12 protein-coding genes and 1 pseudogene are annotated in these 16,133 nt (G+C 69.8%); 7 read left to right on the top strand and 6 right to left on the bottom strand.

Annotation, left to right across the window (positions count from 1 at the left end):
• Positions 1–3: 3 nt before the first annotated feature.
• On the top strand, positions 4–1,263 hold the full coding sequence (wecB, locus tag AB0I68_RS19795) for a UDP-N-acetylglucosamine 2-epimerase (non-hydrolyzing) (protein WP_363178626.1): 1,260 nt from the start codon (positions 4–6) through the stop codon (positions 1,261–1,263).
• On the opposite strand, the gene wecC is transcribed toward wecB, so the two are convergent.
• Positions 1,174–2,415, bottom strand: a complete 1,242-nt coding sequence (gene wecC, locus AB0I68_RS19790; protein ID WP_363178625.1) for a UDP-N-acetyl-D-mannosamine dehydrogenase — start codon at positions 2,413–2,415, stop codon at positions 1,174–1,176. The two genes, wecB and wecC, sit on opposite strands and share 90 nt — an antisense overlap.
• Before the next feature lie 216 nt (positions 2,416–2,631).
• On the opposite strand from wecC, the gene AB0I68_RS19785 reads away from it, so the two are divergent.
• Positions 2,632–3,444, top strand: coding sequence for a class I SAM-dependent methyltransferase (locus AB0I68_RS19785; protein ID WP_363178624.1), 813 nt, complete (start codon positions 2,632–2,634; stop codon positions 3,442–3,444).
• 269 nt (positions 3,445–3,713) lie between these two features.
• Here AB0I68_RS19785 and AB0I68_RS19780 read toward each other — a convergent pair whose 3' ends face one another.
• Positions 3,714–4,853, bottom strand: a complete 1,140-nt coding sequence (locus AB0I68_RS19780; RefSeq protein WP_363178623.1) for an acyltransferase — start codon at positions 4,851–4,853, stop codon at positions 3,714–3,716.
• A 452-nt stretch (positions 4,854–5,305) separates the two neighbouring features.
• Between AB0I68_RS19780 and AB0I68_RS19775 the strand changes: the two genes are divergently transcribed.
• A complete protein-coding gene (locus AB0I68_RS19775) occupies positions 5,306–6,109 on the top strand; it encodes an FkbM family methyltransferase (protein ID WP_363178622.1) in 804 nt (267 codons plus the stop codon).
• A gap of 35 nt (positions 6,110–6,144) precedes the next feature.
• Here the strand turns inward: AB0I68_RS19775 and AB0I68_RS19770 are convergent, their stop codons facing one another.
• Positions 6,145–7,485, bottom strand: a complete 1,341-nt coding sequence (locus AB0I68_RS19770; RefSeq protein ID WP_363178621.1) for a hypothetical protein — start codon at positions 7,483–7,485, stop codon at positions 6,145–6,147.
• Positions 7,486–7,791: 306 nt separating this feature from the next.
• Entirely contained in the window at positions 7,792–9,261 is a 1,470-nt protein-coding gene (locus AB0I68_RS19765; RefSeq protein WP_363178620.1) for an O-antigen ligase family protein, read from the bottom strand.
• 223 nt (positions 9,262–9,484) lie between these two features.
• On the opposite strand from AB0I68_RS19765, the gene AB0I68_RS19760 reads away from it, so the two are divergent.
• Together AB0I68_RS19760 and AB0I68_RS19755 are read left to right on the top strand one after the other, a co-directional pair.
• Positions 9,485–10,642 carry a glycosyltransferase family 4 protein gene (locus AB0I68_RS19760; protein ID WP_363178619.1) on the top strand — a complete coding sequence of 386 codons (1,158 nt, stop codon included), beginning with the start codon at positions 9,485–9,487 and terminating at the stop codon, positions 10,640–10,642.
• A gap of 32 nt (positions 10,643–10,674) precedes the next feature.
• A complete protein-coding gene (locus tag AB0I68_RS19755) occupies positions 10,675–11,481 on the top strand; it encodes a WecB/TagA/CpsF family glycosyltransferase (RefSeq protein ID WP_363178618.1) in 807 nt (268 codons plus the stop codon).
• Positions 11,482–11,796: 315 nt separating this feature from the next.
• On the opposite strand, the gene xylA is transcribed toward AB0I68_RS19755, so the two are convergent.
• On the bottom strand, positions 11,797–12,969 hold the full coding sequence (gene xylA / locus AB0I68_RS19750) for a xylose isomerase (protein WP_363178617.1): 1,173 nt from the start codon (positions 12,967–12,969) through the stop codon (positions 11,797–11,799).
• A gap of 92 nt (positions 12,970–13,061) precedes the next feature.
• On the opposite strand from xylA, the gene xylB reads away from it, so the two are divergent.
• Both xylB and AB0I68_RS19740 read left to right on the top strand, forming a co-directional pair.
• Positions 13,062–14,492, top strand: coding sequence for a xylulokinase (gene xylB, locus AB0I68_RS19745; RefSeq protein WP_363178616.1), 1,431 nt, complete (start codon positions 13,062–13,064; stop codon positions 14,490–14,492).
• A 13-nt stretch (positions 14,493–14,505) separates the two neighbouring features.
• Positions 14,506–15,717, top strand: a complete 1,212-nt coding sequence (locus tag AB0I68_RS19740) for an ROK family protein (protein ID WP_363178615.1) — start codon at positions 14,506–14,508, stop codon at positions 15,715–15,717.
• Between the two features lie 138 nt (positions 15,718–15,855).
• Here AB0I68_RS19740 and AB0I68_RS19735 read toward each other — a convergent pair.
• Positions 15,856–16,052, bottom strand: a pseudogene (locus AB0I68_RS19735) (fibronectin type III-like domain-contianing protein); the annotation flags it as partial.
• Positions 16,053–16,133: the final 81 nt, after the last annotated feature.

Below are 16,133 nucleotides of genomic sequence, written 5' to 3'. Positions count from 1 at the left end.
CGGGTGAAGCGATTGATGGTCGTCTACGGAACGAGACCGGAGGCCATCAAGATGGCCCCCGTCATCGAGGCACTCGACCGATCCCCGATGTTCCGGCCCACGGTGACGGTGACCGCCCAGCACCGCGGCCTGCTCGACCAGGTGCACGCGTTGTTCGGCATCCGCGCCGACCACGACCTGGACATCCTCAGCGAGCGCCAGTCCCTCGCCGACATCACCGTGCGCGTCATCGAGGGGCTGTCTCCCCTGCTGCGGTGCGAGCGCCCGGACGCGGTGCTGGTCCAGGGGGACACCACGACCGCGTTCGCCGGGGCCCTCGCCGCCTTCTACAGCCAGGTCCCCGTGGTCCATCTGGAGGCGGGACTGCGCACCGACGACCGGTACGCGCCCTTCCCCGAGGAGATCAACCGCCGGCTCGCGACCCAGCTGGCGTCCCTCCACCTGGCGCCCACCCGGCACGCGCGGGACAACCTGCTCCGCGACGGCGTCCTCCCGTCGTCCGTCGTGGTCACCGGGAACACGGTCATCGACGCCCTGCGCTGGGCGGTCGAACGCGCGACGCACTACGGGGACCCGGGCCTGGCCGACCTCGACGACACCACCCGCCGGGTCCTGCTGGTGACGGCCCATCGCCGGGAGTCGTGGGGAAGCGGAATGGAGTCCATCGGCGGTGCCCTCGCCGATCTGGCCCGTACCGAGCCCGACCTCCTCGTCGTGCTCCCGCTGCACCCCAATCCGGTCGTGCGGGCGGCGATCCTGCCCCGGGTCGCCCACATCGGCAACATCCGCTTGACGGAACCGCTGCCCTACGGGGCGTTCGCCCGGCTGATGAACCGCGCGCACCTCATCCTGACCGACAGCGGAGGCATCCAGGAGGAGGGGCCAGGCCTCGGCAAGCCCGTGCTGGTGATGCGGGACATCACGGAACGTCCCGAGGCCCTGCGGGCGGGCACGTCCCTGCTGGTGGGCACCGACCGTGAGCACATCGTGAAGGAGGTGCACCGGCTCCTGCACGACCGGGAGGCGTACGCCGCGATGGCGAAGGCCGTCAACCCGTACGGCGACGGGCGGGCCGCGGACCGTACCGTACGGGCGATCGGGCACTGGATGGGGCTGTGCGGGCGCCCCGCGGAGTTCGGCGCCGCCGCGCCGGACCCCGCGGGCGGCGCCGCGTCAGCGCCAGAAGCCGCGGGTGTCGAACACGGCCTTCCCGCGCAGGGCGGTCCGGTGGACGCCGCGGAAGGAGTCGTGGTCCACGAGTAGCACGACGACGTCCGCGTCCCGCACGGCGGTGGTGACGTCGACGAGTTCGGCCCGGCCCGTGCGTGCCAGTGAGTCCGGCAGTTCCCTGATGTGCGGCTCCGCGACGAGCAGACGGCCGACCTGCCGCTCGGCCAGTTGCGTGACGATGTGCAGGGCGGGGCTTTCGCGGAGGTCGTCGATGTTCGCCTTGAAGGCCAGGCCGAGGCAGGCGATCGCGGGGTCCTTGAACCGGCCGGCTGTCCGGACGACCTCGCCGAGCACGTAGTCGGGCCGCTCGTCGTTGACCTCGCGGGCGAGCCGGATGAGACGCGACTGCCGGGGCGCCGTGCCGACGATGAACCAGGGGTCCACGGCGATGCAGTGGCCGCCGACACCCGGCCCCGGACGCAGGATGTCGACGCGGGGGTGACGGTTGGCCAGTGCGATGACATCGCCCGCGTCGATGCCGAGGTGGTCGCAGACCATGGACAGCTCGTTGGCGAAGGCGATGTTGACGTCCCGGAAGGCGTTTTCGCCGAGCTTGGCCATCTCCGCCGTGGTGGCGTCGGCGAGCAGGCACTCCCCCTTTGTGAACACCTCGTAGAGGGCGCGGGCCCGTTCGGCGCAGCCCACCCCCACGCCGCCGACGACACGGTCGTTCGTCACGATCTCGATCATCGTCCGGCCCGGCAGGACGCGTTCGGGGCAGTGGGCCACCCGCACGTCGGGCGCGTCGCCCTCTTCGTGGGGGAACGTCAGGTCGGGGCGGTGCTTGCCCAGCCACCGGGACAGCTCCACGGTGGTGCCGGGGGGTGAGGTGGACTCGAGGATGACGAGGTCACCCGCCTTGAGTACGGTCGCCACCGCCGCCGCGGCACTGCGCACGTACGACAGGTCCGCCGTGTGGTCCTCCTGAAGCGGGGTGGGGACGGCGATGATGAAGGCGTCCGCGGGCTCGGGTGTGCCCGTCGCGCGCAGCCTCCCCATGGCCACGGCGCCGCTGACGGCCACCGCCAGATCCGGTTCGACGAAGGGGGCGCGGCCGGCGTTGATGAGTTCGACGGTGGTCGGGTTGACGTCGACGCCGATGACGTCGATCCCGTTCGTGGCGAGCGCGGCGGCGGTGGGCAGGCCGATGTAGCCGAGGCCGACGACGCAGACGGTGGAAAACACCGGGAGATTTTCCTTTCGGAGGACGCCACAGGCGAACCGGTCGACTGCGGTACAGCGAAAACTCGGGAGGCACCTAACAGAATGGACCTGAAGGACACTCATCGCCTGACAAGCACGCCGTGCCGGCGGACGCATGTTACGGCCGGATGTGTGAATTACGTTTCCCGAGCACGGGGGGACGGGCCGTGAAGGCGACTACCGGAATAGTGTCCCGGCATGACAGAAACCTTGAGCAGGCCCACCATTGGGCAACTTCAAGAACGGGCCCATGGCGATGGGCATGATTATGCGAACGGCTCTCCACATATCCGGCATCACAGCGTCCGCGAGCGCGTGATCTCGGGCGTGCATACTCTCGTGGGCGAGGTCATCGAACGGAACGGCCAGTGCCGGGTCCTCGAGGTCGGCGCTGGGCACGGAACCTTTACCGACCATCTGGTGGCGGCCGGGGCAAGGGTCGATGTGACGGAAATGAGCGCCCCCAGCGCGGCGGTCCTCCGACAGCGCTTCCGCAACAATCCGAACGTCACCGTCGTTCATGACTTCGAAGGCAAGGAGATCTTCCGCTCGGAGCCGGTCGACGCCGTGGTGTGCATTTCCGTACTGCACCACATCCCAGACTACTTGGGTGCCGTCGGACATCTCATTCAGCGGATCGCCCCCGGCGGCGGTTTCTTCAGCGCCCAGGACCCACTGTGGTACCCGCGCCGGTCAGGACTCTCCATGAACCTGGATCGTGGCGCCTATCTCCTGTGGAGGCTCGGTCAGGGCGAACTGCGCCGCGGCCTGGCCACCAGGGTGCGCCGACTGCGCGGTCACTACGACGAGACGAACGAGGCGGATATGTCGGAGTACCACGTCGTCCGGCAAGGAGTGGACGAGGTGGCCCTGCAGAAACTCCTGGAACCGGCCTTTCACGATGTGGAGGTGCAGCGTTACTGGTCGACTCAATCAGGAGCGCTGCAGGCCCTGGGGGAACGTTTCGGTCCGGCCACCACCTTCGGGCTCTTCGCGCGAAACCGCGGCTGAGCGGCGTCTGCGCTCAGGAGACGGACCCGCGCGGAACCCCTCCGCGCCCGCTGGAGGCTCGTCTCCCTGACAGGACCGAGTCATGGCGCATCGTTCCCCTTCGGGCCCGCGAGGCGCAGGGGGAACGGTCGGCGGCTCAGCGTCACGGCCCGGGGGGCGCGGTCCGGCGGCTGCGGGCCGCGGCCCCAGCCTTGGCAAGGATCGCGAACGAGCACCTCCGCCGCCGGCCCAGCGCCGGGCAGTGTGGGGCGGCCGCTGTGAGGCGTCCTTCACATGGAACGTTCCGAAGCCTGCGTCTGTGCGGCTGTCGGGCAGTCCTCCCCGACGCGATCACGTGGCAGACCATCGCAGACCGGGATGCGCAGTGGCTCCTCGCTCTTTCTGGTCAGACGGCGAGTCAGCCACCGTCGTGCCGGTGTTTCGAACACGTCCGTAAGGACGAGGCCTCCTGCTACCAGCCCGGCCAGGAAGAGCAGTCCGCCCCATGGGGCAATGGCTTCGAGCCGCCATCCGGCGAACTGCAGGACGGCCGCATACAGAAGGGCTGCCAGCGGGCGGTGCAGTACGTACACGCCGTAGGACGCCTTGCCCAATGATTCGTAGATGCCCTGGGTGGCAGCCCTCGGCTCGTTACTCGCGCCGAGCAGGACAATGAGCGGAAACACCAGCAGTACAGACAGCAGTTGCACGATCGGACCGGGGCTGAAGAGCGCCATGACCGGCAGCGCGCCCATCAGCATCAACGGTGGAGTCTTCGGCGTGCGCAGCTTGCCCTTGAGGCGGTGGACCAGCAGGCCCGCGCCGAAGGAGTAGCACACCCGCGCCAGCCCCCCGGGAAAGGTTGTCCAAGTAAGGCCCAGCGCCGGGGCTTCGACGTACATCAAGGCACAGGCATAAAGTCCACCGCACACCAGAACGGTACCGAAAAGAATCTTAACGGATTGCAGCGGGCGCCAGAAAACAACCCAAAGAAGGTTCGCGAGCAGCTCGAAGAAGATAGACCACATCGGCCCATTGAGAGGGAACAGCCCCTGAACCACCGGCGCGGGAATCATGAACGCCGCAAACGGAAGAGTGATGGACAGCTCTCCCCAACTCCAATGTTCCGTGGGTGAATTATATTTAATGCACAATACTGCATGCGCGACACCCAAGAGAAATCCCACGCCATAGAGCGGGTACAGCCGCGCCCAGCGCTGACGCAGGAACGCCAGAGGGGTCATCCCGCGACGGAGACGATCCTCGTAGGCATGGGCCAGCACAAAGCCACTCAGTGCGAAGAAAAGATCGACAGCCAGTGCCAGGAAGACCGGCGCCGATCCGAACAGCCGCGGGGAGTGCAGGACGACGATACACAGGGCCGCAACACCACGGATTCCGTGAAGTGTCCGATAACTCTTGACTGGCATAGGTGGGGCTGCCCCTTCGGGAGGTGAAGCGACTTGAACACTCGTCGTCCGCATCAGCGGTGGTCACTTTAACCCTGGCCGCAAGGTTGCGTTTGACGACCGGCCGCTTGGCGTGGGGCTTTACTTGATGCGGCGAGGAGTATCACTGTGATGGGCTCGCTGCTGTAATGAAATCGGCTTTTCCCGCCGAAAGCGTGAATCGAATGCGTGCGTCTGCTCATCTCCGTGGCCACGATCCCGCCCGCGGATACGTTTCGCGTATGAGTCGCACTGAGGCCGATAGCTGCGAAAACGACGCAAGCAAGAAGACGGAATACTGTACGGACCGCGTGAGATCGCGCAAGGTGACGGTTCACGGGGGCGCGGGGGCCCGTCTCCAGGCAGCCGCCGTTCAACTGCTGGCGCGAGCCGCCAGGCCGGTCGGCCATCGGTGTGTCCAGCGCCTGACATGGATGTTGTCCAAGCACTTCGACAGGGACAACCGGGTCACCGTCCATATCGGCGAGGGCTCACGACTGTGCGTGTACCTCGATGACGGTTATTGGGTGAAACTGATGGATCCCGGTTTCGCCTATGAGCCGGAGATCAGGGACATGCTCGACAGGGTGCTCACACCCGAGACGATCTTCCTGGACTGCGGCGCCAACATCGGCTTCTGGTCGGTGCTGACCCGCCACCGGGCCCGACGCGTCGTGGCGGTGGAGGCGAGCCCGGAGACCTTCCACCGGCTGACGGACAACATCGCCCTGAACGGCGGGGGAGTCGAAGCCGTCCACGCCGCCCTCTGGGGGCAGGACGACGCCTCGCTCTCCATTGTCAGCCACCACCTGTGCCACGCGGCGGCGTCCGTGTGCGAGAGAGACGCGGATGCGGGCCGGAACGGCTGGCGGTCGTTCGACGTCGCATCGGTGACCATCGACACGCTCGTACGACGCCACTGCGCCGGACTGACCGGACCCGTCGTGGTCAAGCTGGATGTGGAAGGCGCGGAGATCCCGGCGGTCGAAGGCGCGAAGGCGACCCTCGCCGAACGCGATGTCGTCTTCCTGTTCGAGGACCACGGCCTGGACCCCACCTGCAAGGTCAGCCGTCATCTCCTGGACATGGGGATGGTGGTCATGTCACCGGGCAGCCCCCGCCCGCTGACCATCCGTGAGATCGCCGCGGTGAAGGTCGAACCGACCCGGGGGTACAACTTCGCCGCCTGCCGGCCCGATGCGCCCTTCGTTGAGTTGCTGGGCCGCCCCCGGAACTGAGTGGCCCGACCCGCTCCGGCGCATGGACACCGCGCTCAGTCCTTCCGGCCGTCGACCACGTCCCTGGCCGGCACACCGCCCTGCACCGGCACGGTGTCCCTCGCAGGCCGTGCGCCCCGGGACGGCGTCGTCGTGCGGGACAGCGCAATCCACACGGTGAAGACGGCGTAACCTGCCGCGCAGGCGAGGGCGGCTGCCGCAGGCCCCGCCCCGCCGAACAGGGACACGGCGGCGAACTCGGTCGCCGCGGCTGCCACGGCGATCACCGCCAAGTGCCTGCGTCGTCCGGCGTCACGAAGCTCAACGCCCTGGAAGAGGCGCCCCACCGCCAGGACAGCCGTGGCCGGTACCAGGAGGAGGACCGCGGGCTGCGCGGCCCGGTAGGCCTCACCGTAGAGAAGGGGCAGGGCGAAGTAGGCCAACGGGGTGAAGGCTCCGACGCAGACGGCGAGCAGCACCAGGATCCTGCGCAACTCGACCGGGTGGCCCGGCCGCCCCCGCGAGACGAGAGGAAAGAGCGCCGCGGGGAGATAGCTGACGACCTCGGAGACATTGGTGGCGATGGCGTAGATCCCGAGGGTCCTGTCCGCCCCGATGACGGAGAGCGCCATCTGGTCGGAACGCTGCAGGACGTAGGTGGACCCGTTGAGGACATGGAGATCAACGTTCCCCCGGCACCAGACGAGAGACATGTTCCGGTGCCACGCCGCCCTCCCCCGTCCGTGCCGGGCGGACGGCAGCAGCGGTCTTCCGGAACATGAGAGGCGGAGGAGGAGGAAGGAGTTCACCACCGCCTGCGCGGCGAACGACACCGTGGCCACATCCAGAGCCGTCGTGAGCCCGAGGGGAACGCAGAGCAGACAGCCGAGGACCGGTCCGCAGTTCCCGAGGGTCCGTGCCACGATCAACCGACGCAGCCAACCGCTGCTCACCAACATCCCGGTCGTCAGCCTGAACATCAGTCCGCCGTAGACGGCGGCGGTGACACAGAGCGGAAGAAGCCACGACGGCTGCAACCAGGGGGGCGTCCAACCGCCCACCGCGAGCGCGGCGCCGGCCACCGACGCGGTGGCCAGGAGCGTCCAGACGAGGTAACCGGCAGCGAAAGACGTCCCTTCCTTCCGCACGTCCGCGAGGCCTCTGAGGACCCCCACCTCACCGCCCATCTCAAGACACGTCAGGGCAAGAGTCGTGAACACCACGATGGACGCGTAGTGGCCCCGCTCGGTCGGCGCGAGCAGCCGCGCCACCAGGAGTGACCCCAGAAGCGCGGTGATCGCTCCGCCCACCACGCCGAGAAGAGCCAGCGAGGCCTCTCCGCGGAGCGACGCCGGGACGCGCGACGCGCAGACGCCTGCCGTCCCCTTCCGCGTCATGGGCCGTCCGGACTCTCGGACCGGACGCGCCGCCGAGCACATGCGTATCCACGACTGAGGTCCCGGACGACCGCCGAGGACCTCACGTCGCGCCCGCCGGACGTCGCACACATGGCGCGGCTCTCCGCATCCGACGACAAAGGCGAACGACCGGACGGGAAAGGCAGATCCGGCATCCTCGCCCGGCACGGGTCTCCAGAGAGAAGTCTCCGCGGGGCGAGCCGAGTCCCGGCGCGCTCGACGGCGCCCCCGGGCGGACCGGGGGACCGCAAGCCCTGGGTTTGCGTTTCGTGCATCGGATACTCCTCAAGGGCCAAGTGGACAGCGGAGCGCCGGTCCTCCGCGCGCGACGGCGGGTCGGCATCCGGGGTGAGCACCGGTCACCAGTGCCAGGACCGATGGGCGGTGGCGACCGACGGCCCGGTGCCGGAGAGCGCCGGAGTAAGGGCGATGCCCGGGCTGCTCTGCCGTGTGAGGGGGCGCCGAGCCGGTGTCCCCGGCCGGCACTGCGGCACGCGGAACACCGACGAGGGCGAAGGCACACGCCACGACCAGCCACGACGGCAGACCGATGTACGTGGTCTCGAAGGCGACGTTCGTGAAGGCGATACAGCAGACACCGACCGTCGCCCCGAACCAGGCGGACGCGACAGGATGGGACCGCGCCCGCCACGTGCGCCACAACGTCGCCACGATCAGCAGCGCGAACGCGGTGCCCGCCAGCCAGCCCAGGTAGTAGACGTACCCGACGAAGGAGTTGTGGGGGCCCGACGCGGACTTGTCGAGCTCCGCACCCTGGAACACGACCTCGATCGGGCGGCCCGCTCCGGCGCCGAGGAGTGGCTCGGACCGTGCGACATCAAGTGCCGTGCGCCACATGACGTAGCGCAGTTCCACATTGTTGGCCGCTTCGCTGTCGGCATCGTTCTCACTTGCTTGCATCCGGCTCACCAGCCCCCCGACGACAGGCAGGTCCGAAGACTGCCGGTGCGCCATCGACACACTGAGCACAGCCACCAGCCCCACGATGAGGAAACTCCAGGTCAGCGCGGGCCATTGGACCGTCCTACGGCGACACGCCCGGCTGGCCAGCGTCGTCGCGGCAATCGCCGCACCCACCGCGAGCAGGGGTCCGCGCTTGTCGGCTGCCGCCGTGAGGCAGGCGGACCCGATCAGCGTCCACAGAAGCAGCCGACTGTCCCCTCTCTTGCGCAGGACCATGCCGAAGGCTCCGGCGATCGCCAGGTACAGCCCCACGGCGGCGGGCATGACCAACCGGCCCAGCACCATCATCAGAAGCGCACCCGCGGTCGGCAGGTACAGGATCCATCTCCTCCGGAGGAACTCCTCGACGGGCTGCGTGAGAAACCATGTCGCGGCGGCCCAGGCGAAAAGGGGATACAGCCCCAGGATGCAGCCCTTCATCGCGCCCGGATAGCCCTGTGCCACACCACGGACTACCGCCTGGGTCGCGGCGACGGCCAGCAGAATGGCGCACATGCGGTATCCCCGCAGGCGAGACTCCGAAAGGGCTCGTGAAGCCCAGACCGGAGAACCGGCAAGGAGCGCGAGTACGACCAGGACATCCAGAAGGTACACCGGATCGAGACCTACCGTCGCATAGTCCCTGCCGAACAGGAACAAAGGTGCCAGAGCTGCTCCCCACAGCAACCAGACCGCCACCCTCCGAAATACGGACACGAGGAGCAGGACGCCGACACAGGCGGCGGAAAACAAAAGCCAGAGCAGTGCGGAGTCCACACCCAACGCGCCCATGACGTCTCCTTCTGTCGTCCCGCTCTGTCCTACCACGCGGGCAGTCCGAACTCGGCGGATCACGGTCACGATTCCCCGGCAGATTCGGTCGGTGATTTTTGTGAATAAATGGACAGTGCAGCAACTCCGTGTCGTCCTGGACTGCTCACGGGACGGGTGATCTCATAGGGAGGTCTTTACCGAAGAACCGCCCTCCGGCGAGGATGACCGCGAGGGGCAGAGGGTGAGCGTCATCATTCCGAAACTCCGCGTTTCACCGCAGGCGCCACTGCTGATGCACAGGAGAAGGACAGTGTTCCCGATCCGCAAGAGAAGTCCTTCCACGACTTCATGGCCGACGGTCCTGGTTTTGAGGCACAGCGCGAGCCTGGGTGGAATGGGGCGAGCCGCGGAATTCTTCACACCGGTCGTGGAGTCGTGCTGCCGGGTCGTCGCGGTCGTCTCGCTTTCCGCCGACCGCACCGGATCCATGAAGTTCAAGGCGACTTGGTCGGCCGGGGCGGCCGCGACGGTGGCCGCCGTTGTGCGTTGTGCCCGTGTGCTGACGGTGATGTCACCGAGCGCGATCTATCTCCCGATCTCCCAGTGGGGCCTGCCGCTCCTGCGCGACGTCATCATCACCATGCTCGCCAGGGCATTCCGCTGCACCCCCGTGATGCATCTCCACGGTTCTCAGCTTCCCGCGCGACTTCGCTCGAATGCGTTTTTGAGAAAGGCGCTCGGGGGCAGTCATTGGCTGGTACTCAGTGAGGACGTGGCGGAAGATATCAGGGCGTCCGGTTGCCGATTCGCATCCGTGCATGTGGTGAGAAATCCCGCACCCACGGGCGCCGCCTCGCCCCGTCCATCGGATTCCAGTGGACGCTTGCGCGTCGGCTGGTTGGGGTCGATGCACAGAAGTAAAGGATTCGACATCCTCTGCGATGCGGTGGCCGGATTGAAACGAACAGGCGCCCTCGTGGAGTTCTCGGTCGCGGGAATACGCAGTGACGTGCCACCTCATCACATGTCGTGCGTGGACGAGGACCTCGGTGTACTGGCACCGGACGAGGTTCATTCGTTCTGGTCCGGGGTCGATGTCTTCGTCCTGCCCGCTCGATGGGCGGAAGGCCTTCCCTTCGTGCTGCTCGAAGGCCTTCAGGTGGGCTGCGCCGTGGCCGCGACTAGGTCGCCCGGCAGCGCGGAACTGTTCAGCCGGGGCTGTGTGGAGCAGATCGACAGCACCGTCGAATCGGTCACCGATTTCCTGACGCTGTGCATGGCCGACATCGACGGTGTCCGGCATCGGCAACAGAAGGCCTGGAAAGAACTCCGCCCGCTCTACGATCCGGACACGGTCAGGGACGCGTTCTCACGGATCTGGCGGGACACGAATTTCTGAGTGGTGGTATGGGGGGCGAACGGAGAAACAGCGTGTCCACACCCGAACCGCTGGAACACGACGGGTCGACAAGGCCGACGGGCCCCCGCCCGCCCGTAACCGTGTGCGGACTGCCCGTCCACCCGCTCACCCTGGAGGAGTCGGTGGCGGCCGCCGAGGCACTGATCGCGGACGGCGGCCCCCACCAGCACGTCGTGCTGAACGCCGCCAAGATCGTCCAGGCCCACGACGACCCGGACCTGGCCCGGATCATCCGCTCCTGCTCGCTCGTCAATGCCGACGGGCAGTCGGTCGTCTGGGCGGGCCGCCTCCTCGGCAGCCCGCTGCCCGAGCGGGTGGCGGGCATCGACTTCATGCTGGCTCTGTGGCGCAGCGCCGCGCGCCACGGATACCGCGTGTACCTGCTGGGCGCCGAAACCAGCGTGGTCCAGAAGGCCGCGCGTATCGCCGCCGACCAGGGTGTCGACGTCGTCGGGTACCGGGACGGCTACTGGGACGAGACCCAGGAGCCCCAGGTGGTGGCGGCCGTCCGCGAAGCCCGTCCGGACATCCTTTTCCTCGCCGTGCCGAGTCCGCGCAAGGAGTACTTCCTGGCGCGGACGCAGAAGGACCTGGGCTGCGCCCTGGTGGTCGGCGTCGGCGGATCCTTCGACGTGGTGGCTGGACTGCGCAGCAGGGCACCACGGTGGATGCGGCGGGCCGGCCTCGAATGGTTCCACCGGCTGATCCAGGAACCACGCCGCATGTTCCTGCGCTACGCAGTGGGCAACACCCGATTCGTCGCCCTCACCGCCGCCTACAAGGCGCGGTTGTTGACCGGCCGCAGCCGCGACGCGTAGGGCGCACTTCGCAGTGCCGTGACTCTGTTGGTGATCTTGTGAGGTTCATGCGGCGGCGGCGCAGAGGGCGCAGAGGGCGTGGAAGCGCGTTGATCGGCGGTGGGTGGTCGTCGGCGATGTTGTAGAGCAACGGCAGGTACGTACGCGGCGAGGATCGCGCAGACCGCTTGGCCGCCCGCGCACTGAGCCCCGCCCCCGAGACCGAGGAGCCCGACCGACCCGCGAGATACCGCCCATGACCACCCCGGACTGCCCCCTGGGGAGTGGCGGAGCCGGGCCGTGGATCGTCGCGGCCCGGCTCTTGCGCGCATCGGCTCAGCGGGCGCCGAGGAGGTGTTCGAGGGCGAGCTGGTCCAGCTGCTCGAAGGCCATGCCGCGGCGGGCGGCGGCATCGACGTCGAACTCGTCGAAGGCGGACCGGTCGGCCAGCAGCCCGGCCAGGCCGTCCTCGGCGGTGGGCAGGGCGAGCTCGGGCAGTCGGGAGGCGGCGAGCGCGGCCTGGACCGCCGGATCGGACCGGAAGGCGCGGGAACGCTCCGCCAGGAGCAGGTAGTTGCGCATGCAGGCGGCCGCCGAGGCCCAGACGCCGGCGGAGTCCTCGGTGCGCGGCGGCTTGAAGTCGAAGTGGCGGGGGCCGTCGTAGCCCGCCGACTCCAGCAGGTCGACCAGCCAGAAGGCCTGGCGCAGGTCGCCCGCGCCGAAGCGCAGGTCCTGGTCGTACTTGATGCCCGTCTGGCCGTTGAGGTCGATGTGGAACAGCTTGCCGTGCCACAGGGCCTGGGCGATGCCGTGCGGGAAGTTCAGTCCGGCCATCTGCTCGTGGCCGACCTCCGGATTGAGGCCGACCCGGTCTGGCCGGTCCAGCTCGTTGATGAACGCCAGGGCGTGGCCGATGGTGGGCAGCAGGATGTCGCCGCGCGGCTCGTTGGGCTTGGGTTCGATCGCGAAGCGCAGGTCGTAACCCTGGTTCTCGACGTACTCGCCCAGCAGGTTGAAGGCCTCCTTCAGCCGGTCGAGGGCGGTGCGCACGTCCTTGGCCGCGCCGGACTCCGCGCCTTCGCGGCCGCCCCAGGCGACGTAGACCGAGGCGCCGAGTTCCACGGCCAGGTCGATGTTGCGGATCGTCTTGCGCAGCGCGTACCGGCGCACGTCCCGGTCGTTGGTGGTGAAGGCGCCGTCCTTGAACACCGGGTGGGTGAAGAGGTTCGTCGTGGCCATCGGCACCTTCAGCCCGGCCGTGTCGAGTGCGGTGCGGAAGCGCTTGACCGCCTGCTCGCGGGCGGCGTCGCCGGCGCCGAAGGGGATCAGGTCGTCGTCGTGGAACGTGACGCCGTAGGCGCCGAGCTCGGCCAGCCGCTCCACGCTCTCGACGGGATCGAGGGCGGGCCGGGTGGCGTCGCCGAAGGGGTCCCGCCCCTGCCAGCCGACGGTCCACAGGCCGAAGGTGAACCTGTGCGCGGGGGTGGGGACGAGCGGGTCGCTGGTCATGAGGCGCTCCGGATCAGGCCGAGGGCTATTTGTAATGACGAAAAACAAATTAGTATGCCGAGACGCCAGAAGGAACCCCACCGGAGGAACGCATGTCTGCTCAGCGTGTCGTGATCGGTGTCGACAGCTCGACCCAGTCCACCAAGGCCGTCGCCGTCGACCTGGAAACCGGCGCCGTCCTGGGCGAGGGCCTCGCCTCGCACGCCGTAAGCGCCGGCGCCGGACGCGAGAGCGACCCCGAACAGTGGTGGCGGGCGCTCGGCGAGGCCACGGCGGGCACCGGCTGGGCGGATCGCGCAACCGCCTGCTCGATCGCCGGCCAGCAGCACGGCCTGGTCACCCTCGACGCGGCAGGCCGGCCGGTGCGCCCGGCGCTGCTGTGGAACGACGTCCGCTCCGCCCCGCAGGCCGCCGAACTCGGAGCCGCGTTCGGCCCGGCAGAGCTCGCGCGCCGCACCGGCAGCGTCCCGACGGCCGCCTTCACGGCCGCCAAGTGGGCCTGGCTGCACGCGAACGAGCGTGCCGCGGCCGACCGCGTCGCGGCCGTCCGGCTTCCCCACGACTTCCTGACGGAGCGGCTGACCGGCGAGGCGGTGACGGACCGCGGTGACGCGTCGGGAACCGGCTGGTGGGGCCCGGACGGCTACGACCAGGACGTCCTCGGCCGGATCGGCCTCGACCCCGGGCTGCTGCCACAAGTCCTCCCGCCGGGCGCCCTCGCGGGCACCGTACGGGCCGGGATGCCACTGCGCGAAGGCGCGCTGGTGGCCACCGGGACCGGTGACAACATGGCCGCCGCCCTCGGGCTGGGCCTGACCCCCGGACGTCCCGTGCTGAGCCTCGGTACCTCCGGCACCGTCTACGCCGTCGGCCGGACCCGGCCGGCCGACCCGAGCGGGACCGTCGCCGGCTTCGCCGATGCCCTCGGCGGCTGGCTGCCGCTCGCCTGCACGCTCAACTGCACCCTCGCCGTCGACCGCTTCGCCGCCCTCGTCGGACGCGGCCGCGAGGACGTCGAGGCGGGCGGCACGGTGGTGGTCCTTCCCTACCTGGACGGCGAGCGCACGCCGGACCTCCCGGGCGCTTCCGGCCTGGTCCACGGCCTGCGCCACGACACCACGCCGGGCCGGCTGCTCCAGGCCGCCTACGACGGCGCCGCCCACGCCCTTCTCGTGGCCCTGGACGACGTACTGCGTGCCGGAGGCGAGAGCCCCGCCCCCGACGAACCACTGCTGTTGATCGGCGGCGGAGCCCGCGGCAGGGCCTGGCAGCGGACCGTGCTGCGGTTGTCCGGCCGAGCGGTCCAGGTGCCCGAGGCCCGGGAACTGGTCGCGCTCGGGGCCGCCGCCCAGGCCGCCGCACTGCTCACCGGTGAGCCCGCCGACGCCGTCGCCCGGCGCTGGCGGACCGCCGGGGGCCGGGTCCTGGACCCCGTACCCCGCGACGACGACACGCTCGAACGGATCACCAGTACGCTGCGGCGGGCGCGGGCCTTGCAGGAGCTCCCGCCGGCGAAGCGATAGGAAGGTCGGCCCAATGGCGGGGATCGGCAGGGCGAGCGGGGGCGTGGATGCCGTGCCCGCCTCGCAGCAGGGCATGCGTCGGCAGAACCTCGCGGTGGTGATCGGCGCGGTCGCCGCGCACGGTCCGCTCTCCCGTGCGGACGTCGCCGGGCACACGGGCCTGACCAGGCCGGCCGTCTCCTCCATGGTCGACGAGCTCATCGGCCGCGGCGCGCTGACCGAGACGGAGACCGCGCCCAGCGGCCGCGTCGGCCGCCCCGGGCGGGCGCTGGCCCTGAACGACCGGGGTCCCGCGGGCCTCGGCCTGGAGATCGGCGTCACCCATCTCGCCGCGTGCGTCGTGGACCTGCGCGGTGAACCCCGGGTGTGGCGCCGGGTGGAGCGGGCCAACGCGGGCCGGCCGGCCGGGCAGGTACTGGCGGAGGCCGCCGCGCTGGGCGCTGAGGCGGAGGCCGAGGCCGCCGCCCTCGGGCTGCGCGTCGCGGGCCGCGTCCTGGCCGTGCCGGGGGTGGTGCCGAACGAGCCGGGCGGGCTGGTCGGACACGCCCCCAACCTCGGCTGGCAAGCAGTCCGCCCCGCCGACCACTGGCCCGACCCCGCCACCGTGCCCGAGCCGGAGAACGAGGCCAACCTCGGGGCGCTGGCCGAGCAGTGGCACCAGGGAGACCCCACCGGGACCTTCGTGCACGTCTCCGCCGAGGCCGGAATCGGTGCCGCACTGGTCGTCGGCGGGCAGTTGTTCCGCGGCGCCCGCGGATTCGCGGGGGAACTCGGCCACCTGCCCGTCCACCCGGAGGGCGCCCGCTGCGCCTGCGGGGCACGCGGCTGCCTGGAGCAGTACGCGGGCGAAGCGGCCGTGCTGCGCGAGGCCGGGCTCGCGCACGTCGGCGACCCGGTGGCCCTGTTGGCCGAGCGGGCAGGCGCCGGGGACGCGGCGACCCTGCGCGCCCTGGACCGTGCAGGACGGGCCCTGGGCCTCGCCCTCACCTCCGCGGTGAACCTGATCGACCCGGACGGCCTCGTTCTGGGCGGCGCCTACGCCGAACTCGCCGACTGGCTCCTCCCGGCCGTCCGCGCCGAACTCGCCGCCCGGATCACCGTCCGGCCCTGGACCCCGGAGGCGGTACGCCCCTCCGCCCTGGGCCGGCGCGGACCGGTGCTGGGTGCGGCATGGTCGACCGTCCGACAGATCATCGCCGACCCCGGCCGCCTGCCGGCCCGCTAGCAGCCGGCGTACCTGGAGCCGTTGCAGCGCCGTGCGGCCCTGGGAGACATCGGCGGCGAAGGAGAGGCAGACGGGAGCCGGGCGCGAGTTCTCCGTCGAGGGCAGCCCGTTCGCCGGCGAGTCGTCCTGCCCCCGGGCGAGGCGGATGTCCCCGCTGGACGCTCCGACGAGCATCTCGTAGGGGCCCGTTGCCACCCGCTGACGCCCCTGCGCCACGTCCCAGAGCCCGAAGGCCGACATCGGCAGGCTGAAGGCGATCTCCGTGACCTCGCCGGGCGCGAGCGTCACCCGCCGGTGGCCAGTTCCCTGCGGGGCCGAGGCACCGAGGGCTCCACCTCCTGTGGGCGGCGCCTTCCTCGTGCCGGCGGCGTGCCGGTGGGCTCGCACTGCTGCCGAGTCCACCGGCACCGCCCGCT

The sequence above is a fragment of the Streptomyces sp. NPDC050448 genome, from assembly GCF_040655295.1.
Taxonomy (GTDB): domain Bacteria; phylum Actinomycetota; class Actinomycetes; order Streptomycetales; family Streptomycetaceae; genus Streptomyces.
Note: the sequence above shows the minus strand (reverse complement) of the source record. Positions and strands in the feature narration are given on the sequence as shown.